Origin of the sequence: Alteromonas lipotrueae (genome assembly GCF_019249215.1) — a bacterium.
Classification (GTDB): Bacteria; Pseudomonadota; Gammaproteobacteria; order Enterobacterales; family Alteromonadaceae; genus Alteromonas; species Alteromonas lipotrueae.
Genome location: NZ_JAESDI010000025.1, coordinates 21,625 through 44,531 on the forward strand (window position 1 = coordinate 21,625; position 22,907 = coordinate 44,531).

The window sequence follows — 22,907 nt, forward strand, 5'->3', positions numbered from 1 at the left end:
TGTCAAAACATACCTACAAGAATAACCTTGCGTGACGGGTAAGGTTTTGTCCAGTTTAAACGATGGAGAATTTTCTAATGAGGTTGTGGTATACGTGATGAAGTTTATCGAGTTCTTCTCTATCGGCTTTACCGCCTTGCACCAAAGACTGAATGCTTTGGTCTAGCTCATATAAGCTTTCACGAATGTCTTGGTCAGCTATCATGCTTTGCATCCATGTAATCGCTGCAATTCTCTCGCCGCGAGTTACTGGTGTAACCTTATGCAAACTTGAGGAAGGGTAGAGTACAGCGCTACCTAGGTTACCTTTGACTTTCTGCTCGCCGAATCCGGTCTGAATAACTAACTCTCCACCTTCGTAATCGCTTGGGCTAGATAGAAACACCGTCATCGACATATCGCTACGCAAAACATCAGGGGTATTAGGAATACGCATAATAGCGGCATCTACATGATAGCCGTAAGTTTGCGATTCGCTGTAACGGTTGAAACAAGGAGGAAAAATGCGCTGAGGTAGCGCAGCAGAGACTACTTGCGGGTGGTTGCCTAGGCTTGCCAACAAGTTGTTGGCAAGCGCTTGAACCGTAGCGTGCTGCGCATCAGCTTGACCATTATTTTTAACCCCTGCTGCCATGCCCATTGCGGTCGCTTTTCCATCGTTAAATGGTACTTCGGCTAAAGCAGCCCGATATTGCGCTACTTGGTCGGCGTCTAGTAGGTTATCAATAATGATCATCTTTTTGCGTTTCTCTTTAAACTAACTTAGAACTCGTAGTTTACCGTACCAGTTACGTTACGGCCGTCACCAATGTACATGAAGGCACCAGAGCGATAAGCGGCAGTCCAGTATTCTTCATCAAACAAGTTTCCAATGTTAACACGGAACGTTAGTTTTTCAGATGCGTAGTAGTTTGCAAACAAGTTAAATACTTGATAGTCAGGAACGACAATTGAGTATTCCCCAGTATCTGCGCTGTAACCTGCCGCAGTGTCAGGCTGACCACCGAACATTTCCGACTTGTACGTGTAGTCACCACCAAACGCGAATTTCTCATTGGGTTGATAACGCAACTGCAAGTAGAAACTTTCATCAGCGAAGTTACTTAATGCAAGACCAATATTAGACTCTGTGAATGAGTCTAGTACTTCTGAGTCCATGAAGGCGGCAGAGGCTTGAACACTAAACTTCTCAGTAATATCACCACTAACACCAAACTCAACACCTTCAACGCGGTTTTCACCCGTGTTTAATGTACCAATGGTTGAGTAGTCAACTTCACCGATACTTTCATGTACATCGCTTTTCGTAATGCGGAAGATTGATGCATTTGCCATCAATTTTTCATCAAATAGCATCCATTTTGTGCCAATTTCGATGTTTTCAACATGCTCTGGATCAGCTTGCGCAGCTTGTTCAGGCGTACCACATAGTCCACCGTAACCACAGTTCGCGCCAAGGTCAGACTCGCCGCCATTGATGTTCGTTGCAGTGCTGTAAGAGGCGTAAACATTACCGTGTTCAGTAATGTCATATACTAAACCTAAGTGCCCGTTAAACAACTCATCAGAAAACTCATAAAGGTCGCGACTTGTTTGGTTGCTATAGTCGTAGCTATCCATACGTAGGCCAAAGAACACGTCTAACTTATCGGTTAACGCAAAGGTATCCATGGCGTAAATGGCATAGGTTTCAATATCGAAAAGGGCATCTTCATCACCACGTTCAATGGTTCTGTCCATTAATGACCCGATGTTATCGATAAGGTTTCCATCACCATCAAGGATACAATAGCTTTGTGATACGCCACGACGACCACCAATTGCACAGTTAGTATTTAGGTTTTCAATATCAAAAACACCGTTATCAACCGATTCATCGCTGTACTCAAAACCAAATACTAAACGGTGATCTAAGCCTGCAAATGACGTGTCCCAGAAAAGGTTAAATTGAGTCGTGAAGTAATCTACTTCTTGCCAGCCTTGGTGAGTGCTAAGTCGAAGTGTATCTACACCTGGTGCGGTTTCATCAGAATCATCACGCGTTGTCGCGCTCATACCGGTCGTTACGTATTCGTTTTCAGTGTTACCTGCACGAGTCGCGTTATAAAAACGAACATTGTCGCTAATTTCATATTCGGTACGGAAGGTAAAAGTGGTGACTTCTGAGTTTTGGAAGTCGTCATCTTGTGCATAAACAGGAATATCTTCTAACGGATAACCCGCATCACGGTCGTAGTAACTCCCTAAGTCAGGCTTATCTTCTGCATTAAGGTAATAAACATCACCAATGAAAGACAACCTGTCGTTAGGGTTTAGTACGTAAGAAAGCTGAACACCATCACGTCCACGTTCAATGCCTTCGCGACCCGGCTTGTCTTCTTGAGACGTGAGTGCATTAACACGAATTGCACTGTTTTCCGTTAAGGTCTTGTTCAAATCTACCGTTAAGCGCGTGTGCTCATCGGTACCAACGGCAGCATCAACACGACCAAAGTTATAGCTAGTAGAGGCTTTTTTCGTAATGCTGTTTACCGCACCGCCTGAAGAGCCACGGCCAGCAAATGTTGAACTTGGGCCTTTAGTAATTTCAACACGCTCGGTGGCGAAACTTTCACGGGTAGTCATACCTGGGTCACGCAAACCATCAACAAACACATCGCTGCGTGCTTCGTGGCCACGTATTACATAGCGATCACCAAAAGCATTACCATTCTCACCTGTGCCAAGAGTTACACCGGCTTGCGCAGCAAGAATATCTTTAAGGTCAGTTTTACCACTTTCTTGAATTTGGTCTTGTGTAAGAACACTAATGGTTTGTGGTGTATCAACAAGGTCGGCTAAACGACGAGGATCGCCAGACTTGTCATAGCGATAGATAGACTGCTGAACACCATGGATGCGAATTAGCTCAATTTCGTCTTGTTGCGCTTTACATTCCGCTTCGGTTTTATCTTTACAGATTTCAGTTTCTTGAGTTTGTGCAATTGCAGCGCCGTGTCCGAAAGCTAAGGCCGCAGCAATGGTTTGTGCACCCATCGTTAACGTTTTATTTATCATTGTGTGTGTTTTCCCTATGTGTGTTGAGGCACAGAAGTGTATTCAAGTAGTAAATGAATGTAAATACTAATGAGAATAATTCTCATGCGTTATTTATTGGAGGGTTTTTAGAAAAACTTAAAGGGCTGCTTTAAAGGGGATATAACAGAAAATGGAAGGTGGTTTGCAAACCACCTCAAATAGCGTAGCGCATCATATCTTTGGGAAGTTAACGGAGACAATCACTCCGCGTTTGTCATCTCGATTGGCCAGGGCGAGCGTACCTTGATGAAAAGCGACAATAATGTCAGCGATATAGAGCCCCAAACCTAGATGCGGTGAACCTGCTGATTGCGCCGCCTCAGAATCAGGGCGAACCGATACCATTGATTGTACGAGTTGTTTTTTCATGCCTTCGGGCAATAGGGGGCCAGGGTTGTTCACAGTGAGGATAATTCTTTTATCTTTGGTATAAACTGCCACATCTATGATGTCGTCGGGTTGACTAAAATCGACCGCGTTAGAAATAATTTTATCAAACATTTGCGCGATAAGGTCGGGGGCGCCCTCGAGAACGGCAGCGTCTGATGCACAAGACAGTGCAAATTGCCTATCGGTGTAAGCATGTTGATACCCACCCACGCAGCCTTTAATTACGTCAATCAGGTTGAATGTAGTCACATCTTCCTGCGCAATGGCTTGCTCTAGTCGGGTGGCTTCACTCATGGCATTTAAAATAGAACTTAACCGACTTATACCGGACTGGGCACGTTGAACGAATACATCTTGTTGTGTACTGCTTTGCACGACCGCGTTTGCTTGGTCTTCTTGAGAAGTATTAGGCTGCTGAGTTTTGGCTTGAGTACTGTCTTGGGCACTCACTTGAGACAACGCGTCAAGAGACGACTTCACCACGGCTATTGGGGTTCTAAGTTCATGGGAAAGCCGAGAAGCCATGTTCTCTAAATAGGAGTTATATTGCTGTAATCGCGTTAAAACATCGGAAAACGCTCGCGACAGATCGCCAATTTCATCACCCTCTTTGGCAACCGGTAATTTACCGACAATCTTACCGTTGGCATCAATGATTGCCTCGGTGTTATCTCGAAGCCGCCTAATACGATTGGATATTCTGCTGGCAAAAAGTAATAAACCTAAAGTACCCAGTAACATGACTGCCAAAATCACGTGAAATAATTGCTCTAAAGCGCGGTTTCTCAATGTGCGGATACCGTTCGTGGTTTGCTCTACCACCACAGCACCCATTACTGCGCCCTCAATAAAAATAGGGTAAGCGGCAGACACCACCACGGCTTTGTTATCGGGTGTTAACCGCCATAATGAATCCGGTTGACCGTTAAGGGCTAAGCCTATATCTCGGCCAGCCAACGCGTACGCATCTTCCAGTTCATCCACAAAGTCGGCGGGTGGCTTTGTGAGAATATGGTAATACAAGGGCAGTAGCCAATGGGTTTCCACCCATTGCCATACCGGGTTTTCGCTTGCCTCTCGCTTGGCAGTATTTAGCCCTGAAGCCGTTTGTATATCGCCTGCTCGCGCCAATACCCGCTTATGGTTGTCTATCACCCACACTCTGGAATCAGCATATTTTAGCCCTGCCAATATGCGCTCAATTTCTGGTGACGGTGTTACCACAGTCCCTAGCTCATCAATATTATTGGTGTTGGCGGTGCCTATGGCATAGCGTTTCTGCCTTGTTACTGGGTCGTCAACATCAACAATGGCAAAGGCGAGTGCACCTGATGTCATTGAAAGGGGAAAGCGAAGTTCAATATTATAGCCAGTAGCGGTTTCTTGCCAGCGACCTTGAATGCTAAGCGCATTTTCTACAGCGCGATATGCTGAGCCAGATTCTGCTAGTTTAAACGCATTTACCCAGCCACTTTCATAGGGGGCTACTACGTATCGTGCTAAATTACCTGCTGGGGTTTGCATACCAATAAGTAAATGGTCACCCCGCTCCACACTTAAACTATTTGCCTGTCGCCACAACAAGGCATCGTCGGTAACGTTGAACATGGCATACAGAAACTGATCATATCGGCCTACCATATGCTCGAATGAGAGGCTAATCGCTTTATCTACACTAGCGGTGCCTCTATTCTCGCTAGCGGCGCCCTTGTTTTCGTCGTTAGTGTGAAGGTTAGTAAAGCGCTCAACAATTTCACTTGCGCCATAGTGGGTAAGCAAGTCGTCAACTTGTTGCCAATCGTTTAGTTCACCGTCAAGCTGAATAGGATAAGGAATGGGCGGGGCGTATAAGTCAGTGCCAGGGCGTACGTCTTTTAAATAGGCCGATTCGCTGTCGAATAACGCAGGGCGCTCATGTAGGGCGGTTGCTACCGCCCGCGCCGTACCTATCATGGTTTGTTCTTGGCCTGTGCGAAGGTATTGCTCTAGCTCCCATACGTAATTATACCCAAGGTAGGGAATGGCAAAAAAGAACAGCGACAACACAAGCAACTGTAAGCGTATGGAGAACCTTAACCGCATATTAGCAATACCTTACAACTGCCATCTGTACCCCATACCGTAAACGGTATCTATGTGGTCGAACTGCGGGTCTAATTGAATGAATTTTTTGCGCATACGTTTTATATGAGAAGTAATGGTGGTGTCATCTACTACCATGCGCGACTCATCCATTAATTGTTGCCTACTTTTAACATGGCCTGGGTGTTTAATCAGCGCGTGTAACATCCAAAATTCTGTCACTGTCAGGGCGACAGGCTCGCCGCTCCAACTTACTGTCATACGAGAGGCATCCACTTTTAATTCGCCTATACGAAGCTCGTCCTTTTGCTCGACAGGGGCTGACATTAAATCGCTTCGTCTGAAAAGCGCGGCGATACGGGCAAGTAGGTGAGCCATGCTGATATCTTTAGTTAAGTAGTCGTCGGCACCCATGCGAAGCCCGCTGATGGTGTCTACGTCGTTGTCTCTAGCGGTAAAAAAGATAATAGGCAAAGTGGGCGACAAACCTCGCAACTGCTGACATAGCAAAAAACCGCCTTCCATTTCTTCTTTTAAACCAATATCAATGATGGCTAAATCTGGCAATGCTTCGTTAAACGCCTGAGTTGCCGAGGGGCGATCTTCAAACGCATTCACCTTGTAGCCTTGTGCTCTTAGGGCAACAAGGTAGTTTTCTCTGATAGCAGCATCATCTTCTACTAGCGCAATTGTTTTAGGCATGGGATCTACTCTCAATCATTATTGGCACTACTATACCTTGGCAAAAGCGCGCGTGCCTGAGTTCGGCGCAAATTCCATAAAGTCGCCCGCTTTTGGCCATATTTGCCATTAAACAAAATAGCTTTTCCATTATTGTGCCCTGATATTGCCTTGTCTGCTTGGTTAACTATATCTGTGCTTGGGAAGACAGATTGACTCAAGTATGACTCACTTTGGTACGCCAACCCCTTGCACTGTGCCTAACCCCCAACTAGGTGCAGTGCTTTTTTATACCTGCCACCGTTGGTTAAGCCTCCTTTATCTCGCTCTCTTCCTATTTTTGTTTGCTTGCGATAATCGTTAATCACCCTGAATAGTCTGTAACCCAGTCAGTAAACGACAGGGCAAAAATGCTCAATATCGATAAAGGAATACATTGAGGCTTCGATAAAAAATCGATAAAAATAGCAAAATAATCGGCAAGCTCAGGGGAGTTGCAGACAGATGGGATAATAAGTGTGACATAATTACCCCCTTTTTTATTTCGTCTTTGAATTAGTGATAGCATGAGTGGAATGGGTATTGAATATCCCTATTACGGCAAGGGTTGAATTACTAACATTTGCCAGCACTATGCTTAAAACACGCTTACGGTAGGTATACCGTCATATTATCACTGTTGTCGGTGTATTATGGCAGATTGGTAATCACTTCAACTTGCGTCAAACTGAATTTATAGAGCATTTGATTTACAGGGCTCTCGATTTACAGAGCACTCCATTTCTGGAGGCCTCAAATTACGAGCAACTTACGAGCAACTTACGGGCAGCACATGAAAGCGTTGGATATATCAGGCTTAACCAAAACGTATAAAGGTGGCGTACAGGCACTTAAAGGCGTAGATCTCACTGTCGATAAAGGTGACTTTTTCGCTTTACTTGGGCCTAATGGCGCGGGTAAATCTACCACTATCGGGATTATCAGTTCTTTGGTTAATCAAACCGATGGCAAGGTATCGATTTTTGGCTACGACCTTCATACCCAAAAAGAGCAAGCCAAAGCATGTATTGGTTTAGTGCCACAGGAATTCAACTTCAATCAGTTCGAAACCGTGATGCAAATTGTGCTCAATCAAGCGGGTTATTACGGCGTGCCCCGAAGCATAGCGAAAGAACGGGCTCAGAAGTATTTAGCTCAGCTCGATTTATGGGAAAAACGCGATGCCAGAGCCCGCGAACTATCAGGCGGCATGAAACGCAGGCTAATGATTGCCCGCGCGCTTATGCATGAGCCTCGTTTATTAATACTTGATGAGCCTACCGCCGGTGTAGATATAGAAATTCGCCGTTCAATGTGGGGCTTCTTAGAGGAGATTAACCGCCAAGGTATTACCATTATCTTAACGACGCATTACCTTGAAGAAGCAGAAATGCTGTGCCGCAACATTGCCATTATTAACAAAGGCGCCATTGTGGAAAACACCAGCATGAAGGCCTTATTGTCGAAGTTGAACACAGAAACGTTCGTGCTGGACATTAACCTTGGTCAACAAAAGCCGTCCCTGATGGGTTACGAAAGTCGTTTACTTGACGACCATACTTTGGAAGTCGATGTGGAAAAGGCAGAAGGGTTAAACCCTGTTTTTGCTCAATTGACCGAACAAGGCATTCAAGTATTGAGTATGCGTAATAAATCAAACCGATTAGAAGAGCTGTTTGTGCGTTTGGTTGAAACGGCAAAGGCAGAGGGTTAAACATGAATTCACAGGCAAACACACAGTCTGAAGAAAAGATTGGCTGGTTCAAGCAAAACTACGTGGCGCTAACCACTATTTGGATAAAAGAGTGCACTCGCTTTTTACGCATTTGGATCCAAACCTTAGTTCCACCCGCTATTACCATGAGTTTGTATTTCGTGATTTTCGGTAGCCTTATCGGTAACCGAATAGGCGAAATGGGCGGCTTTTCTTACATGGAGTTTATTGTTCCAGGCTTGATCATGATGTCGGTTATCACCAACTCATACGCAAATGTATCGTCGTCTTTTTTCAGTGCGAAATTTCAGCGAAATATTGAAGAGTTATTGGTTTCTCCGGTGCCCACTTCGGTGATCATTCTAGGCTTTGTAGGGGGCGGTGTAGCAAGGGCAGTGCTAATTGGCATTATTGTTACTTTGGTATCGCTGTTCTTTGTTGATGTGCAGATACACCATATCGGTATCATTATTCTTACCGTACTACTGACCTCATCATTGTTTTCAACGGCAGGGCTAATTAACGCCATTTTTGCAAAAACTTTCGATGATATTAGTGTTGTACCTACCTTCGTATTAACCCCGTTAACCTACCTTGGCGGCGTATTTTATTCCCTTACTCTTTTGCCTGAGTTTTGGCAGTGGGTAAGTAAAGCCAACCCTGTTGTGTATATGGTGAATGGGTTCCGCTACGGGTTCTTAGGGGTTTCAGATGTTGACGTTACCTTATCGTTAGCATTATTAGTGGGCTTTAATATTGTGCTGTTCGCTGTTGCTTATTACCTGCTTAAAACAGGTAAAGGAATACGTAGCTAATGGCTAGCGGGAACTCCAGAGGGATTACAACAAATCAAGAAGGTGTGCACGAAAAGCTCGATGAACTAGTAAAGCGTTACAAGTCATCTGAAAACCAGCGCCCCATTGGCGAGCATACGCAGCTCGCCTTCAATGAAGCAACCGAATGGCTTGACGGGTTTACCGGCTATATTATTTTAGACTCTTGCTGTGGCGTGGGTGAAAGCACAGCAAATATTGCTAAAGCGAACCCTGATTGCCGCGTTATTGGCTTAGATAAATCGGCGCTGCGGGTGGACAAGCATCAGCATTATTCAGCTGGGCAAGATAATTATCGGGTTATTCGCGCCGATGTGAATGATTTTTGGCGATTGGTTCACCGGGCAAATTGGAAGGTGAGCCAGCATTGCTTGTATTATCCAAATCCGTACCCGAAGAAAACCCAGGTGCAAAAACGCTGGCACGGTAGTGCTGCCATGGCAGACTTGATGGCCATCACCCCGAATATTGAAGTGCGTAGTAATTGGTTGGTTTATTTAATGGAATTTGCTCAAGCTGCTACGCATTACGGCTTGGTATCGAATGTAGCTGAAATTACATCTGCTAACGCCATGACCCCTTTTGAACGAAAATATCGCGCTAGCGGCCAACACTGCTGGTCACTTAATTGCTATTCAGAAGAGGCCGATGGCGGCGCGTAGAATAAAGGCGAGAACAGCTACCGGCGCCTAGTGATGGGGTGTATTTGGTTGTGGAGGGCTAAAGACATAGCCTTGGGCATACTGAATGGGCAGTTTGTTCACGCTTTCCAGCAGTAAATCTGTTTCAATATGTTCTGCTACCACGCTAATAGCACGCGCTTGGCAGAGAGCGAGCAAATTGTCGACGTAATCTTGTACGGCGTCATCTTTTTCATAGTGGCTAATCAAACCTCCGGCTAATTTAATGCCGTTAATCGGCATATTCAGTATTGCATTAATATTGCCGGGGTTTTCACCCACGTTATCTAAGAAAACCCCGAGTCCTGCCTCAGTGCTTCTCTCAACAAACGCTTGCATTAACTCTGGGTGGGTTAATGCACTGGCGGCGCTTATCTCAACACTGACTCTTTCCGGGTTGGGGTAGTCTATTAAATGGGATAGAAGCGTATTGGTCAGGCTTTCGTTTAGTAAATCTCGCGCACTAATATTAATGCTCCAAGGCACTTGTACATGGCGAAAATAACGGGCACTTTGGCAAAACATGGCTTCAGTAAGGGCTTTAACGTGTTGCTCACGTTCAATCAGGTAGAGAAATTCGCTAGGTAAAAAGGTTTTGTCTTCGGCGGTAATTAAACGAGCTAAGCACTCGTAACGCCACACACGCTTCGACCTTAAATCTATGATAGGTTGGAAGTAGGGCACGATATTATTGATAGAAACGGTTTCACTTACGGCTCTTATTGGCACACTGCAGCCTTTATTTTTATTCGTATGTATAGCCAAAATATAGCATTACCCGTCATCATTTGAGAAGTTTAGGTTACTTCACAGTAATGATAGCGAATTATCACCACAGAATATCTTGCGCTGATACACGGTCAAATCATCGGGATACGCTTGGCGTAGTGGGCAATCTGAGGTAAAGTTCGTGACCCTGAAAGTATTATGATCGCTTTCAGCGTAGGCAACGAAGTTGGGTTGTGTTTTCTTGATAAAGAGTCATTTCAAAGTGAGGTTGGTTGAGTGGGTGAAGCGCAAGTTAGTCTAGAGCACCTGTTTAGGGTCTTTACCAAGCCTGAACACAAAGACTCAAAGATGGCTCAAATTGAACAGCATTTATCTGACAATATCTTAGATTTTTTGTCGCAGCACGTTGTTACCAAAAAAACCTCACTGGAAGAGATTGAGAAAGACTTCTCGGACTCAAAAGTACCTGAATCGCCAGAGTTTGTTTCAACCCACGCTGAAAGCTTACTAGATAAACTGGTTGCCCATTCGGTAAATACTTATTCACCCACGTTTATCGGTCATATGACCTCTGCATTACCGTATTTTCATTTGCCCCTGTCTAAGTTGATGGTGGGACTTAATCAGAACTTGGTAAAAATAGAAACCTCGAAAGCCTTCACGCCCCTTGAGCGTCAAGTGCTAGGTATGATGCATAACCTCGTTTATGACGAATCAAAAAACTTCTACGATAGTCACTTACACAGTGCTAAGCGTTCTTTAGGCGCTTTTTGTTCCGGTGGTACCATTGCCAATATTACCGCCTTGTGGGTAGCTAGAAATAAAATTTTGGGCCCGCAAGAGGGGTTTGCTGGTGTAGCAAAAGCAGGGCTTGCTGCGGCTTATCGCTTCCACGATATTAATCATCTTGGTGTCATGTGCAGTAAGCGTGGGCACTACTCCCTATCAAAAGCAGTCGATGCATTGGGGTTAGGTCGTGAGCAATTACTATCCCTACCTGCCCCGAATCAAACCCTCGACCCTGAAAAAGCACTCGCCGCAGGTAAACGTTATCAGGAAGAAGGCAACAAGTTGCTGGCCATTGTTGGCGTTGGTGGTACTACTGAAACAGGGCATGTCGATCCGCTTAACGAATTGGCTGATGTAGCTAAAGAATTAGGATGTTGGTTCCATGTTGATGCCGCATGGGGTGGGGCAACCTTGTTCTCATCGCAATATAAACACCGCTTAAAAGGCATTGAGCGTGCCGACTCAGTTACTATTGATGCCCATAAACAAATGTATGTGCCCATGGGGGCAGGTATGGCGTTGTTCAAAAACCCTGAAGATGCCAATGCAGTGCGCCACCATGCCCAATACATACTGCGTGCAGGATCTAAAGATTTAGGCGCGACTACCCTTGAAGGTTCGCGTAACGGTATGGCCATGATGGTGTACTCTGCCATGCATATTTTTGGTCGTAGGGGCTATGAGTTGTTAATCGACAGAAGCATCGAAAAAGCGGTCACCTTTGCCGATATGATTGCCAAGCACCCTGACTTTGAGTTGACCACGTCACCTACACTGTCATTGCTGACTTATCGAGTCTGTCCTGCTGGCCTTCAAGAAAAGGTTAAACATGTGGGTGAGGCCACTAAGCATAAGATTAACGAGAAGCTTGATAGGCTGACTGTAATTGTACAGAAGCAGCAACGTGAGGCAGGGAAGTCTTTTGTCTCTCGTACACGCTTAGAAGCGCCAGAATACCCCACTAACTGTATTACTGTATTCAGGGTGGTGTTAGCGAACCCGCTTACCAGTACTCAGGACTTACGCAATATACTTAACGAGCAGCACGTTATTGCTACCGGTACTAAACTTTATAAAGAGTTAGTGAAGATGATAGAGACAATACCTGTTGTCTGATAAATCGCGCTGACTATTCGGGTTATTAGGATGACTCATTACTAGCAAATGAAAGCAGATACAAAAAAGCCCCCGCATTCGTACGGGGGCTTTTTTTTAATGCGTCATTAACAACGTAAGCTTTAAAGCGCGGTATTAATACCGGAGCCTATACGTGGGTTTGTACCTAAACTTGGATTTGGAGGTTGTCGATAAGACGGGTGTTACCCAGAAACGCCGCCACCAAAATAACCAAGTGTGTATCGGTTTGTTTGGCAGGCTTTAAACTTTGAGCATTAACAATATGCACATAGTCATTGTTGAAGCCTGAATCGGTGAGGCTATCTGCAAGGTCGGCTGCCAAGGCGACATAATTTCTTTCGCCCGCTTCTATACGCGCTTTCAATGCCGTCATTTCACTGTAAATAGTGGCGGCAGTATGGCGTTGCTCGTCGGTCAAATAACCGTTGCGTGAGCTTAAGGCTAAGCCAGAAACGTCTCGCTGTGTGGGAATACCATGAATGGTCACACCCATAGAAAGGTCGCGCACCATGGTGCGAATAACCTGCAACTGCTGAAAGTCTTTCTCGCCGAAAAAGGCATCATCAGGGTGAACCATATTAAATAATTTGCTCACCACGGTGGCTACGCCACGAAAATGCCCTGGGCGACTTGCTCCGCACAAGATATCTGAAATGTCAGGTACTTCTACGACGGTTTGATGTTCAACGCCGCCGGGATACATATCAGACACGCTCGGTAAGAAGACGGCATCAACACCGGCTTCAATAAGCTTGGCTTTGTCTTCTTCAATGGTACGTGGGTATGCATCTAAATCTTCATTAGCACCAAATTGCATAGGGTTAACAAAAATGCTCACCACCACCCGGGCATTATGTGCCTTGGCGCGCTTAACCAGTTTTAAGTGCCCATTGTGGAGATTCCCCATGGTAGGGACGAATCCTACGGTGTTGCCACTGCGTTTCCATTCGCCAGTAAGTTTTCGTAATGACGCAATGTCGTCAACAACCTTCATATTTAAACCTCGTTACTCAAAGCTGTGCTCAGGGGACGGGAAGGCACCACTTTGTACTTCTGCGATATACTGCTGAACGGCCTTGCGCATATCGCCCGTCTCGGCAAGGTAGTTTTTTGAAAACTTCGGCATGTAATTGGCGCTTATACCAAACATGTCATGCATCACCAGAATCTGGCCATCAGTATCATTTCCGGCACCAATACCGATAACGGGTACGCTCAACGCTTCGCTTACGGCTTTGCCTAACGAAGACGGTACGCACTCAAGCACTAGTAGCTGAATGCCTGCCGCTTCAAGCGCTTTCGCTTCAGCTAGCAGTTTTTCTGCTTTGTCGGCTTCACGGCCCTGTATTTTAAATCCACCAAAAACGTGAACCGACTGCGGCGTGAGCCCTAAATGACCACATACAGGCACGCCACGCAAATTCAAACCCTGAATGGTTTCACATAACCAGCTCCCGCCTTCCATTTTAATCATGCTTGCACCCGCTGCCATAAGCTTGGCTGCATTCGCATAAGTTTGTTCTGGCGTCGCGTAGGACATAAACGGCATGTCAGCTAATACGAAGGCACGTTCGGTGCCTTTCCTTACGCTGCGCGTATGGTATTCAATATCTTCAATGGTCACCGGTAAGGTGTCGCTTTCTCCCTGAAGCACCATACCCAGCGAATCGCCAATTAGTAAGGCATCAATACCTTGCTCATCAAACATTTTAGCAAAGCTGGCATCGTAAGCTGTTAGTGAGGTAATTTTTTCGCCGGCTTGCTTCTTTTTGAGCAAGCCAGAAACAGTAATTTTCTTCATAGCAACCTTCCAGGGAAAGAGTAATGTGGCGAACTATACGGATTTTGAAGCTAAATGGAAGGGCGCAGGCGTTTAAGGCCATCAAGTGAGCACTTAGCAACCCAGTGAGAAATAGGTTTTCCGTCGGGCATGACCATAGATTGGGCTATTTCAAAGAGAGGAACTAACACAAATTCCCGCTCAGACATGCCAATATGTGGCACAGTAAGATCAGGCGTAGAAATAGTTTGGCTACCGTAAAGTAATATGTCCAAATCTAGGGTTCTTGCGCCCCAGCGTTGGCCCTTACGTTCACGGCCAAAATCGTGTTCGGTACGCTGGAGTGCACTTAACAACTTATCCGGTGCTAGCGTTGTTTCAATTAGGCATACCGCGTTAATGTAATCCGGTTGGTCTTGCGGGCCCATAGGTTTACTTGCATACAGCGACGAGCATGTCAGCACCCGAGTACCTTCAAGTAAACCCAGCGCAATAAAGGCATCTTCAACGTGTTGAACTGGGTCACCTAGGTTACTGCCTATAGCAATATAAACGTGCTCTTTATGCATCAGTATTTCTCGATGCTGGGCGGCGTTTACGCTTTCTTGGTTTTGGGCCATCACCTTCTTGGCGTCGTAAGTCGTTTAACATTTTCTTTTGCTTACCGGGTTCGCCGTGTTGAAAATGCGTCCACCACTGAGCTAGCTCCAATAGGGCTCCGCCTTCAACTTGCCCGCGAACGAGTAGAAAATCGTAGCCAGCACGAAATTTAGGGTGGGTTAACAGCTGAAAGGCACGACGGCCGAAACGCTTAGGAAGGCGTTGCTGCAAAATCCAAATGTCTCGAATAACCGTGGAAAAACGCTTAGGGATCATAATGCGTTGTGTTTGCTTCGCAATCACTTCTGTTGATGCGAGATTAAAAGCATCGTGTGCGTTTAAGCCAGACTCCGCTTGCAAGATTTGCGCGCGCTCCTCTAATGGGTACCAAAGCAGTGCAGCATACAAAAATGCAGGTGTTACCCGTTGATCGTTATTAATTCTTTCATCGGTGTTTTGCAGTACTTTCAAAACAAACTGCATTTCACGACTGTTTTCGTCTTCGATAAGTGGCGCAAGTTGCGGGAATAACGGTGCAATTAAGCCGTACTCACGCAGCATCATAAAGGTTTTTTCACCTTTTCCAGATAAGAATAGTTTTAACGTTTCTTCGAACAAACGGGCGGCAGGAATATTATTTAATAACCCAGCCAGCTTTTTGATTGGTGTAGCAGTGTCGTCGCTTATACGCATTGAAAGCTTAGTCGCGAAACGCACGGCGCGAAGCATTCGAACCGGATCTTCACGGTAGCGAACTTCAGGGTCGCCAATTAAACGTACTTCACGCTTCTCAATGGCTTCTAGGCCATTCGCAAAGTCTTTTACCGTGAAATCAGCCACACTGTAGTACATGGCATTAAACGTAAAGTCTCGGCGTTCGGCATCTTCTTCAATACTGCCAAAAACATTATCTCTAACCAGCTGCCCATGGGCATCTCGTTTCGACACTGCTTTGTTCTTCGGTACTTCTTTAGCCTCAGGCTCTTCGTTGTGATGGCCACGAAAAGTTGCTACTTCTATTACTTCACGGCCAAATACAATGTGAGCGAGTCTGAAACGACGGCCAATTAAACGGCAATTTCTAAACAGCCCCTTAATTTGTTCCGGTGTGGCATTGGTGGCCACATCAAAATCCTTTGGCTCATGCCCCATCAAAATATCGCGAACACAACCTCCGACCAAATAGGACTCGAAGCCTGCTCCGTTAAGGCGATACATGACTTTCAACGCATTAGGGCTCACGTCTTCGCGAGAGATGCCGTGCTCCCCACGAGTCATAACACGAGGCTCTAGTACATTGTCAGCGGTATGTTCCTTAGTAAAGGCTCGCTTAACAGAATTGAAAACACGATGAATGATGGTGAAGTCTCCGAAGGTTATAAAGGATGGCTATAATAAGTGGATTCGTGCTCGCCCACAATAATTTCGGCTATTTTAGGTACTAATTTCCTATCCCAGCGTGATATTGCCATAGTAAGCAGTTGTGTGACATTTTCAAATTCGTTCGCGTGATAGTTACCTTGGCCTAAAAAAGACAGGCCGTGAACGATATTTTCCAACGCATTTTTGTTGTTAATGGGTGCAGCATGGTTTTGTTTGCTCAGTTTTCGCCCTTGGGACACAGCTGCAACCGGAATATGCCCATATCGTGGCACACTGCAGCCTAACGAACGATAAATAGCGTATTGAAGCGGGGTGACATCTAAAAGGTCACTGCCCCGAATAATGTCCGTTACACCCTGATATTCATCGTCTAATGCTACTACAAAGTTATAAGCGAAAAGACCATCACTGCGCTTAATTACAACATCTTCTGGTACTGTACTTAATGGTGTTGCTTCGCTAGCGCTTATTGAGCCATCGTCGCTATTGCTATTGCTATTGCTATTGCTATTGCTTTTGACTCTGTGTTGTCCCGCTTCGGCAAAGCTAGAAGAAGTTAAATCAGGCGAGATTGAATGGGCTGCAGATATTGCCCCTGTTTTATCAACCCTGCCCATAATACCGTCATCAAAGGCACTTAAGTGGCAATCAAGTTTTAATCGTATTGCTAAGCCACGGGTATTTGGCGCTGATTCGGACACTGCCTGAGCGGTTAGGCCTAGTTCTCGACAATAGTGATTGTCGTGCCCGCCATTTGCTTTTATTTGCTTGCGAGTACAGGCACAAAAATAGGCTGACTTTTCTGCTAATAAATTATCAAGTTTTGCCTGATACCTTGCATGCTGTTGTTGTTGATATAAAACGGTACCATCCCAGTGAAGGTCGTGGCATTCAAGGGTATGCAAAATATCGCTATCGACACCAGGTAAACATCGAGTTGCGTCAATGTCTTCCATTCGAACTAACCATTGCCCATTGTGATGACGTGCATCTAGGTAGCTAGCGAGCGCGGTAACTAAAGAGCCGAAATGAAGTTGACCTGACGGCGAAGGCGCGAAGCGGCCGACATATAGAGGCGAGGAGTCGATTTTAGTTGGCATTAATAGAAATACTGTTACACACCTCTATAGTAAATACTATGAGGCGTGTAACTTACTACGAAGGTTTATTAACCCTGTAGTTGCTTTTCTTTGATTTCTGCCATGGTCTTACAGTCGATACATAGATCGGCGGTAGGACGAGCCTCTAAGCGACGAATACCGATTTCAATGCCACATTGGTCACAAAAACCAAAGTCATCTTCTTCAATACGCTTAAGGGTCTTCTCAATCTTCTTGATTAATTTACGTTCGCGGTCACGAGTACGTAATTCAAGGCTGAACTCTTCTTCTTGCGCAGCGCGGTCTACCGGGTCTGGAAAGTTTGCTGCTTCGTCTTTCATGTGCGTAACGGTACGGTCAACTTCTTCACGAAGTTGATTGCGCCATGCTTTAAGCAGTAAACGGAAGTGCTCCATTTGCGGCTCGCCCATGTACTCTTCGTCAGCGGTAGCCTGGTACGGCTGCAATCCTGCTAGTGCTAATAGCCCTAGGGATTTTGTTTCTTTTCCTGTTGGCATCTGCCACATCTCCTACACTACGACATCCATCTTGTCCTGAATGAATCGATTAACTAAATCAAAGCCGTTCATTACAAGCAATTGCTCGTGTCTATGTAATTATTATGCTGATGATATTGATTATAAGTCAGCACTGTTACTAGTCTACGTGTTTCACGTACTTCCAGTAAAACAAGGCGCAAATATGAAGGCGAAATGAAAAAAATCAACCTCTTTTTCACACGTTTACTGGTAGTGTTTGATTTATAACTATTTTTTGTTCATCAATTGAACAGCTGGCAGCGAGGATCTTCACTCCGGATGCAACCGCGGTGTTTACGGCGTCGGCGTAAACAGGATCAATATCTCGCGCTACTTGTACAGAATGCACGGCCGTATGCTGAACACAAAATAATAAGCAGGTACTTATACCTTGTTGAGAAAGTTCTGCAAGTTCTAAACAGTGTTTTGCACCTCTAGCGGTTACCGCATCAGGAAAATATCCTTGGTTGCCTCGCGCCAGTGTGACAGATTTCACTTCAACATACTCACGGGTGTCACCTTGACCACAGGCAAAGTCAAAACGACTATTACCACCAGGCGGTGTTACTTCAGCTTTCCAATGACTAATGTTAGAAAATGCGGACAAGACCTTGTTATTTAGTGCCTCTGCCACCAATTTATTAGCATTGTGAGTATTAATGCCAATGAAGTCGCCTTCGAAGGTTTGGGCAAGCTCCCAGGTATATTTTAATTTTCGCTTAGGATTGTCAGACTCGCTCAAATAAACGGTGTAGCCAGGTTCGGCACACCCTGTCATTGCCCCTGTATTAGGGCAATGTGCAGTCACTATTGAGCCGTCCTCAAGTTCTACGTCGGCAAGAAACCGTTTATAGCGTTTAATTAAAGTGCCACGTAGTAGTGATGGCGAAAAAAGCATAATAATAGACCTGTAACGACATACATTTACATGCATTGCTAGAACTAAATATCTACCCCAGCAATGAAACGCAAAAATATATAAGGATTAAAACGTAATGGCAGAATTTACCGTAAGCTTATCCTCAGATAAAGCCAATAGTGCGTGGGGAGAAAATACTAAGCTCTCTTTTAGTGAAAACGGCGCAGTAATCCACTTGCCAAACTTCGACAACAGCAACAGTGACGCGCTTGAGCGCACAATTCAACAAGTGGCGCGTAAGCTTGATGGATTAAACATTCCTGAAGTGGCCTTAATGGGCAAGTGGACCAAAGAACAACAATGGGCTTTCGCGTTAAGTTTTACCCGAGCCCGCAACCCTTCAACTATCAAGTGGGCCGACAACGACGATAAGCAGTGGCTAGAACAGAACTACGCAGCGTTGCTATTTACCCGGCAGTTGGTGAACGACACACCAGAAGATTTAAGTCCTGAAACCCTAGCGCAGCGTGCTGCAGTTTGGCTATCTGAATTAGGTAAAGAACATGTGTCTTATACCATGACAGTGGGTGAAGAATTAAGAGATGCGGGTTGGACAGGCATTTATAACGTGGGTAGAGGCAGTGAACGCCCGCCTGTGATGTTAGAGCTTGATTACAACCCAACCGGTGATCCTGATGCGCCTGTTGAAGCGGTTCTGGTAGGGAAAGGGATTACTTTCGACAGTGGTGGTTACAGCATTAAATCAAGTGAAGGTATGCTTGATATGAAATGTGATATGGGCGGCGCAGCTACCGTAACCGGCGCACTAGGCCTTGCCATTAGCCAAGGTATTAGTAAGCGTTTAAAACTCATTTTATGCTGTGCGGAAAACTTAATTAGCGGTCATGCTTATAAATTAGGTGATGTACTTACCTACAAAAATGGCGTGACCGTTGAAGTCGTTAATACCGATGCAGAAGGGCGTTTGGTATTAGCTGATGGGTTAATGGCAGCAACGGAAACGGGCGCGCCACTCATTATTGATGCGGCTACCTTAACGGGGGCAGCAGTGGTGGCGCTAGGCGCTGATTATCACGCAGTATTTTCAATGGATGATAGCGCGCGTTCACAAATGCTTGCGGCGGCAAGCGCTGAAAACGAACGTTTTTGGCCATTACCGATTGAATCATTTCATGCAGAGCGATGCCCATCTGCCTTTGCAGATACAGCAAACAGCCGACCTATGAAAGGCGGTGGCGGTGGCGGTGCTTCTAATGCGGCAGGCTTTTTATCACGGTTTGTAAACCCTGAAGGGAAAGGTTGGGTGCACTTAGATTTAGCGGCAGCTTATCATGGTGGAGCAACGGCAGAAATGCCAGTAGGTGCAACGGCCAAAGGAATTCGAAGCATTGCAAGAATGCTTCAAGACTTTAAATAAGTCATAAACGGATGTCGCCACCCTAAGGTGGCGACATCACTTAATTCAGTTTATCTGTACAGATAAATGTTTGCGGGCAGTTAAATACCGCCTAAGCGCTCAGCAAGCACTTTGTAACGCTCTACATCCGCGCTATCAAACAGGGCATTGCCGTCTGTGTCTTTTTCTTTTGCTACTAATAAGCTTTCTCTTTCTAAGCGTTCAACTCTCACTTCTTGAACACCTAAATAGGCCGCTACTTCTTTTACAGTCATCAAACTCATTCTGCTGGTTCCCAACGTTATTTTGTTTTTAAATTCATTCTCGTTGTAAGCGCAGCTACCGCTGCAATACCTCGGTGCGCTCAATTATTGAGGTACATATTATTAATAAAATGACTCAATACAGAAATACGAGAATAGCTCAATTGTGCAGCTTTGCACTAGATGTATTTTGGCCCGCCACGATTTCAACGCGTTATATTTAATATTTAAGCCTAAAATTGACAAATTACGAATGCTTTTTTGTACAATGCTGAAAATTGTTTTATAAAAAATATTCTTGCTGCCAATGATACCCAGCAAGCTATTGGAGAATAAGAAAAAATGGATACTTGGTCAGCAGCCGTCATGTTATTCTTGATCATGGATCCTCTTGGCAATTTGCCTGTGTTCATGTCGGTTTTGAAGTCAATAGAACCCCGAAGACGGCAAATGATTCTTATTAGAGAATTACTGTTTGCATTAGGAATTTTGTTTTTATTCCTATTTAGTGGTCAGTCGGTGTTAAATTTTCTCAATGTTGAACAAGAAACGGTTAGCATTGCTGGTGGTATCATCCTATTTTTGATTGCACTTAAAATGATTTTTCCGTCAGCAGGCAACCCTAGCGGGCTTGCCGTAGGTGAAGAGCCGTTCTTGGTGCCGCTTGCTATTCCAATGATTGCAGGGCCCTCAACATTAGCGGCTCTCATTCTTCTGGCAAACCAAAACCCAGAACGTATGTCTGACTGGGCACTCGCGCTTGGCGCCTCTTGGTTGATAAGTGCAGTAATTTTGATGTTTTCAAATGTGTTTCATAAGCTATTAGGCGAACGTGGTCTTATTGCGATGGAACGACTAATGGGGATGATCCTCGTCATGATAGCCATTCAAATGCTTCTTGATGGTGCTACTCAATACTTTATGCATGCCACCGGAGCTAATTAATGGCAAAGCAAAAACTTAATACATTTGGGCGCGTGCGCGCGCTTGAAGGATTTAAAGCAGTTGCGTTTAGTGCAGCCTTGCTTGAGCGAATGATCCCTAACTACGAGCTGTTCTGTGACCTTACCGAATTTGGTGATAAAGAAGGTATTCGCAACTGTCTCAATCTTGTATGGGAGTCGGTGAAAGCACCTAAAAGCAAATTTAACCTTGCAGTACAGCTTGAAAAAGTGGAAGTGGCGACGCCCGATACTAGCGATTTTGATACCTACGGTGTTTACCCCGCGATTGATGCCGCAATTGGGTTAGCCGCTGTGCTTAATCTTATCGCAGGCGACGATCCGCAAGGTGCGGTGGTCGTTAGCAAGCTTTCTCAAGGGAGTGTAGAAGCTTACTTGTTAGAAAGCGGCGAAGCCGACGATGAAACGGTAAAAGAACACCCACTAATGGTGTTTGAAGTAGCAGTGCAAGAAGCGTTGCTTGATTGTGTTGAAGCTGGAAAGTCTCCTGCTAGCACTGCTGATGCGCTTAAAGTGATTGCGCTAGAAGAGGGTATTTCGAATATAGGGCTCGATTTGGCTTAACGCTTTCACCGCGAGACAAAAAGCTTACTACACAGCCTTTATCAAATAATAGCAAAGCGCCGATGTGCGCTTTTCTTTTATAATTTGCCAGTGGCTCGGCAAGGCAATAGGCGCAAGGTTCGCTTCGTGTTCTACGTATAGTACCCCATCGTTAGACAATAAGTTATTACTTGCAATAGCCGATAAGGTTGGTTCAACCAGTCCTTTGTTAAAAGGCGGGTCGACAAACATAATGTCGAAATTTTTACCTGAAAAGGTAGGCAGTATTGCTAAGGCATCGCCCTGATGGACACTAGCATTTTGAGCATCATTAGGTGATAGCAACGCCAAATTCTTCTTTAACTGCGCACTTGCCGATTTATCCAATTCAATAAAGTCACAAGAAAGGGCATAGCGCGATAGGGCTTCTAACCCTAAACCTCCAGAGCCTGCGAATACATCTAAGCACGTTGCGTCATTCAAATAAGGCATAAGCCAATTGAACAAGGTTTCTTTATTTCGGTCGGTGGTGGGGCGTAAACCTTCGGCGTCGAGAACCGGTAGCTTTCTTCCACGCCATTGACCGCTAATAATGCGAATATGCCCGCCATTCGCTTTTGCGTGGGTAGAATGGGTTTTTTTTGTAGTTGAAGGTGCCCTGAGTGGGCGAGAAACTCGCTTCATAGTCGCTGACAATGGTATCATGGGGTTATTCAATATTCGGCAAGTGTAGCCGAAATTGCCCAGTATTTATAAGGATTTGTCTTAACAATGTCGAAACTTTTTGGCTGGTTCGGTAAGAACAAAAAAGCAAATAAGCAAAAAGCACAGGAAAACCAAGATCAAAAATCAGTTGATCAAAGCACCGTTTTGCCTGATGAATCACAAACTTCAGATGCTGAGCAGTCACATAGCACTGCCAAGAGCGATCTACCTGAAACTGCCAAGAGCGTTTCAACAGATACACCCCAGAGCGATTCAGTAGAAAGCGTTGCACCAGTGGCTGACGAGCCAGTGCCAGTACCTGTAGAGAAAGAAGACGCTACGCCATTGAGTGTGGTACCAGATAAGTTAGATGCTGTAGAAATAGCCGATGAAGCAAGCCCGTCAGCGCCAGCAAAAGATGGCGACAATGCCGAGGAGTTACTTTCAACGCCTGTTCAAGATCTTGAACCAAAGCAAGAAAGCGAAGTATTTGTTGTTGAATCTTCTACTCAAACGGCTAGCGTTTTAGAAGCAGAAGCAGAAGCAGAAGCAGAAGCAGAAGCAGAAGCAGAAGCAGAAGCAGAAGCAGAAGCAGAAGCAGAAG

21 protein-coding genes and 1 pseudogene are annotated in these 22,907 nt (G+C 45.2%); 8 read left to right on the forward strand and 14 right to left on the reverse strand.

The features are described from left to right. Window positions 1-55: 55 nt before the first annotated feature. The 4 genes from JKP82_RS20005 to pdsR all read right to left on the reverse strand — a co-directional run bounded on the left by JKP82_RS20005 (window position 56) and on the right by pdsR (window position 6,252). Window positions 56-736, reverse strand: a complete 681-nt coding sequence (locus JKP82_RS20005; protein WP_218398466.1) for a Fe2+-dependent dioxygenase — start codon at window positions 734-736, stop codon at window positions 56-58. 26 nt (window positions 737-762) lie between these two features. Then, a complete protein-coding gene (locus JKP82_RS20010; RefSeq protein WP_218398468.1) occupies window positions 763-3,057 on the reverse strand; it encodes a TonB-dependent receptor in 2,295 nt (764 codons plus the stop codon). 192 nt (window positions 3,058-3,249) lie between these two features. After that, window positions 3,250-5,550, reverse strand: a complete 2,301-nt coding sequence (gene pdsS / locus JKP82_RS20015) for a proteobacterial dedicated sortase system histidine kinase (protein WP_159533614.1) — start codon at window positions 5,548-5,550, stop codon at window positions 3,250-3,252. 12 nt (window positions 5,551-5,562) lie between these two features. Beyond that, on the reverse strand, window positions 5,563-6,252 hold the full coding sequence (pdsR, locus tag JKP82_RS20020) for a proteobacterial dedicated sortase system response regulator (protein ID WP_129740251.1): 690 nt from the start codon (window positions 6,250-6,252) through the stop codon (window positions 5,563-5,565). 811 nt (window positions 6,253-7,063) lie between these two features. Here pdsR and JKP82_RS20025 point away from each other — a divergent pair. The 3 genes from JKP82_RS20025 to trmB are packed head-to-tail and all read left to right on the forward strand — an operon-like array spanning window position 7,064 to window position 9,479. Further along, window positions 7,064-7,984 carry an ABC transporter ATP-binding protein gene (locus JKP82_RS20025; protein ID WP_159533610.1) on the forward strand — a complete coding sequence of 307 codons (921 nt, stop codon included), beginning with the start codon at window positions 7,064-7,066 and terminating at the stop codon, window positions 7,982-7,984. A gap of 2 nt (window positions 7,985-7,986) precedes the next feature. Then, window positions 7,987-8,799 (forward strand): ABC transporter permease, encoded by an 813-nt coding sequence (locus tag JKP82_RS20030; RefSeq protein ID WP_159533608.1) that lies wholly within the window; start codon window positions 7,987-7,989, stop codon window positions 8,797-8,799. After that, entirely contained in the window at window positions 8,799-9,479 is a 681-nt protein-coding gene (trmB, locus tag JKP82_RS20035; protein WP_218398470.1) for a tRNA (guanine(46)-N(7))-methyltransferase TrmB, read from the forward strand. Before JKP82_RS20030 ends, trmB begins: the two co-directional genes overlap by 1 nt. 27 nt (window positions 9,480-9,506) lie before the next feature. On the opposite strand, the gene JKP82_RS20040 is transcribed toward trmB, so the two are convergent. Continuing rightward, entirely contained in the window at window positions 9,507-10,226 is a 720-nt protein-coding gene (locus tag JKP82_RS20040; RefSeq protein WP_218398472.1) for an EAL domain-containing protein, read from the reverse strand. A 276-nt stretch (window positions 10,227-10,502) separates the two neighbouring features. Between JKP82_RS20040 and panP the strand changes: the two genes are divergently transcribed. Next, window positions 10,503-12,131 (forward strand): pyridoxal-dependent aspartate 1-decarboxylase PanP, encoded by a 1,629-nt coding sequence (gene panP / locus JKP82_RS20045; protein ID WP_218398474.1) that lies wholly within the window; start codon window positions 10,503-10,505, stop codon window positions 12,129-12,131. A 166-nt stretch (window positions 12,132-12,297) separates the two neighbouring features. On the opposite strand, the gene panC is transcribed toward panP, so the two are convergent. The 7 genes from panC to sfsA all read right to left on the reverse strand — a co-directional run bounded on the left by panC (window position 12,298) and on the right by sfsA (window position 18,452). Continuing rightward, window positions 12,298-13,146 (reverse strand): pantoate--beta-alanine ligase, encoded by an 849-nt coding sequence (gene panC / locus JKP82_RS20050; protein WP_159533600.1) that lies wholly within the window; start codon window positions 13,144-13,146, stop codon window positions 12,298-12,300. A gap of 12 nt (window positions 13,147-13,158) precedes the next feature. Further along, on the reverse strand, window positions 13,159-13,953 hold the full coding sequence (gene panB, locus JKP82_RS20055; protein ID WP_159533598.1) for a 3-methyl-2-oxobutanoate hydroxymethyltransferase: 795 nt from the start codon (window positions 13,951-13,953) through the stop codon (window positions 13,159-13,161). Between the two features lie 50 nt (window positions 13,954-14,003). Then, window positions 14,004-14,501 carry a 2-amino-4-hydroxy-6-hydroxymethyldihydropteridine diphosphokinase gene (gene folK, locus JKP82_RS20060; RefSeq protein WP_218398475.1) on the reverse strand — a complete coding sequence of 166 codons (498 nt, stop codon included), beginning with the start codon at window positions 14,499-14,501 and terminating at the stop codon, window positions 14,004-14,006. Beyond that, entirely contained in the window at window positions 14,494-15,810 is a 1,317-nt protein-coding gene (pcnB, locus tag JKP82_RS20065) for a polynucleotide adenylyltransferase PcnB (RefSeq protein WP_159533594.1), read from the reverse strand. Before pcnB ends, folK begins: the two co-directional genes overlap by 8 nt. A 98-nt stretch (window positions 15,811-15,908) precedes the next feature. Beyond that, window positions 15,909-17,015: a glutamate--tRNA ligase family protein gene (locus tag JKP82_RS20070; RefSeq protein WP_218398477.1), complete on the reverse strand. Its 1,107-nt coding sequence runs from the start codon at window positions 17,013-17,015 to the stop codon at window positions 15,909-15,911. Between the two features lie 68 nt (window positions 17,016-17,083). Then, window positions 17,084-17,533 carry an RNA polymerase-binding protein DksA gene (dksA, locus tag JKP82_RS20075; RefSeq protein ID WP_013786299.1) on the reverse strand — a complete coding sequence of 150 codons (450 nt, stop codon included), beginning with the start codon at window positions 17,531-17,533 and terminating at the stop codon, window positions 17,084-17,086. A gap of 217 nt (window positions 17,534-17,750) precedes the next feature. Beyond that, window positions 17,751-18,452: a DNA/RNA nuclease SfsA gene (gene sfsA, locus JKP82_RS20080; protein ID WP_159533591.1), complete on the reverse strand. Its 702-nt coding sequence runs from the start codon at window positions 18,450-18,452 to the stop codon at window positions 17,751-17,753. Between the two features lie 97 nt (window positions 18,453-18,549). Between sfsA and pepB the strand changes: the two genes are divergently transcribed. Continuing rightward, window positions 18,550-19,851 (forward strand): aminopeptidase PepB, encoded by a 1,302-nt coding sequence (gene pepB / locus JKP82_RS20085; protein ID WP_159533589.1) that lies wholly within the window; start codon window positions 18,550-18,552, stop codon window positions 19,849-19,851. Between the two features lie 80 nt (window positions 19,852-19,931). Here the strand turns inward: pepB and JKP82_RS20090 are convergent, their stop codons facing one another. Then, a complete protein-coding gene (locus JKP82_RS20090; RefSeq protein WP_013786295.1) occupies window positions 19,932-20,114 on the reverse strand; it encodes a MerR family transcriptional regulator in 183 nt (60 codons plus the stop codon). A gap of 321 nt (window positions 20,115-20,435) precedes the next feature. Here JKP82_RS20090 and JKP82_RS20095 point away from each other — a divergent pair, with 321 nt between their 5' ends. Both JKP82_RS20095 and JKP82_RS20100 read left to right on the forward strand, forming a co-directional pair. Continuing rightward, complete coding sequence (locus tag JKP82_RS20095; protein WP_159533587.1) at window positions 20,436-21,038, forward strand: YhgN family NAAT transporter; 603 nt, start codon at window positions 20,436-20,438, stop codon at window positions 21,036-21,038. Next, on the forward strand, window positions 21,038-21,619 hold the full coding sequence (locus JKP82_RS20100; RefSeq protein ID WP_159533585.1) for a YjaG family protein: 582 nt from the start codon (window positions 21,038-21,040) through the stop codon (window positions 21,617-21,619). The genes JKP82_RS20095 and JKP82_RS20100 overlap by 1 nt, the downstream gene beginning before the upstream one ends. Window positions 21,620-21,646: 27 nt before the next feature. Here JKP82_RS20100 and rsmD read toward each other — a convergent pair whose 3' ends face one another. Beyond that, window positions 21,647-22,303, reverse strand: coding sequence for a 16S rRNA (guanine(966)-N(2))-methyltransferase RsmD (rsmD, locus tag JKP82_RS20105; RefSeq protein ID WP_218398478.1), 657 nt, complete (start codon window positions 22,301-22,303; stop codon window positions 21,647-21,649). Between the two features lie 66 nt (window positions 22,304-22,369). Between rsmD and JKP82_RS20110 the strand changes: the two are divergent. Further along, window positions 22,370-22,907, forward strand: a pseudogene (locus JKP82_RS20110) (signal recognition particle-docking protein FtsY); the annotation flags it as partial.

Excerpts from the sequence above, each read along its gene's own strand:
- JKP82_RS20030 (WP_159533608.1), top strand. The coding sequence starts at position 7,987 with ATGAATTCACAGGCAAACACACAGTCTGAAGAAAAGATTGGCTGGTTC.
- JKP82_RS20070 (WP_218398477.1), bottom strand. The coding sequence starts at position 17,015 with ATGCCAACTAAAATCGACTCCTCGCCTCTATATGTCGGCCGCTTCGCG.
- pepB (WP_159533589.1), top strand. The coding sequence starts at position 18,550 with ATGGCAGAATTTACCGTAAGCTTATCCTCAGATAAAGCCAATAGTGCG.
- rsmD (WP_218398478.1), bottom strand. The coding sequence starts at position 22,303 with ATGATACCATTGTCAGCGACTATGAAGCGAGTTTCTCGCCCACTCAGG.
- panB (WP_159533598.1), bottom strand. The coding sequence starts at position 13,953 with ATGAAGAAAATTACTGTTTCTGGCTTGCTCAAAAAGAAGCAAGCCGGC.
- JKP82_RS20005 (WP_218398466.1), bottom strand. The coding sequence starts at position 736 with ATGATCATTATTGATAACCTACTAGACGCCGACCAAGTAGCGCAATAT.
- JKP82_RS20095 (WP_159533587.1), top strand. The coding sequence starts at position 20,436 with ATGGATACTTGGTCAGCAGCCGTCATGTTATTCTTGATCATGGATCCT.
- pdsS (WP_159533614.1), bottom strand. The coding sequence starts at position 5,550 with ATGCGGTTAAGGTTCTCCATACGCTTACAGTTGCTTGTGTTGTCGCTG.
- sfsA (WP_159533591.1), bottom strand. The coding sequence starts at position 18,452 with ATGCTTTTTTCGCCATCACTACTACGTGGCACTTTAATTAAACGCTAT.
- panC (WP_159533600.1), bottom strand. The coding sequence starts at position 13,146 with ATGAAGGTTGTTGACGACATTGCGTCATTACGAAAACTTACTGGCGAA.
- dksA (WP_013786299.1), bottom strand. The coding sequence starts at position 17,533 with ATGCCAACAGGAAAAGAAACAAAATCCCTAGGGCTATTAGCACTAGCA.
- JKP82_RS20010 (WP_218398468.1), bottom strand. The coding sequence starts at position 3,057 with ATGATAAATAAAACGTTAACGATGGGTGCACAAACCATTGCTGCGGCC.
- JKP82_RS20100 (WP_159533585.1), top strand. The coding sequence starts at position 21,038 with ATGGCAAAGCAAAAACTTAATACATTTGGGCGCGTGCGCGCGCTTGAA.
- JKP82_RS20025 (WP_159533610.1), top strand. The coding sequence starts at position 7,064 with ATGAAAGCGTTGGATATATCAGGCTTAACCAAAACGTATAAAGGTGGC.
- pcnB (WP_159533594.1), bottom strand. The coding sequence starts at position 15,810 with ATGACTCGTGGGGAGCACGGCATCTCTCGCGAAGACGTGAGCCCTAAT.
- folK (WP_218398475.1), bottom strand. The coding sequence starts at position 14,501 with ATGCATAAAGAGCACGTTTATATTGCTATAGGCAGTAACCTAGGTGAC.
- JKP82_RS20090 (WP_013786295.1), bottom strand. The coding sequence starts at position 20,114 with ATGAGTTTGATGACTGTAAAAGAAGTAGCGGCCTATTTAGGTGTTCAA.
- trmB (WP_218398470.1), top strand. The coding sequence starts at position 8,799 with ATGGCTAGCGGGAACTCCAGAGGGATTACAACAAATCAAGAAGGTGTG.
- pdsR (WP_129740251.1), bottom strand. The coding sequence starts at position 6,252 with ATGCCTAAAACAATTGCGCTAGTAGAAGATGATGCTGCTATCAGAGAA.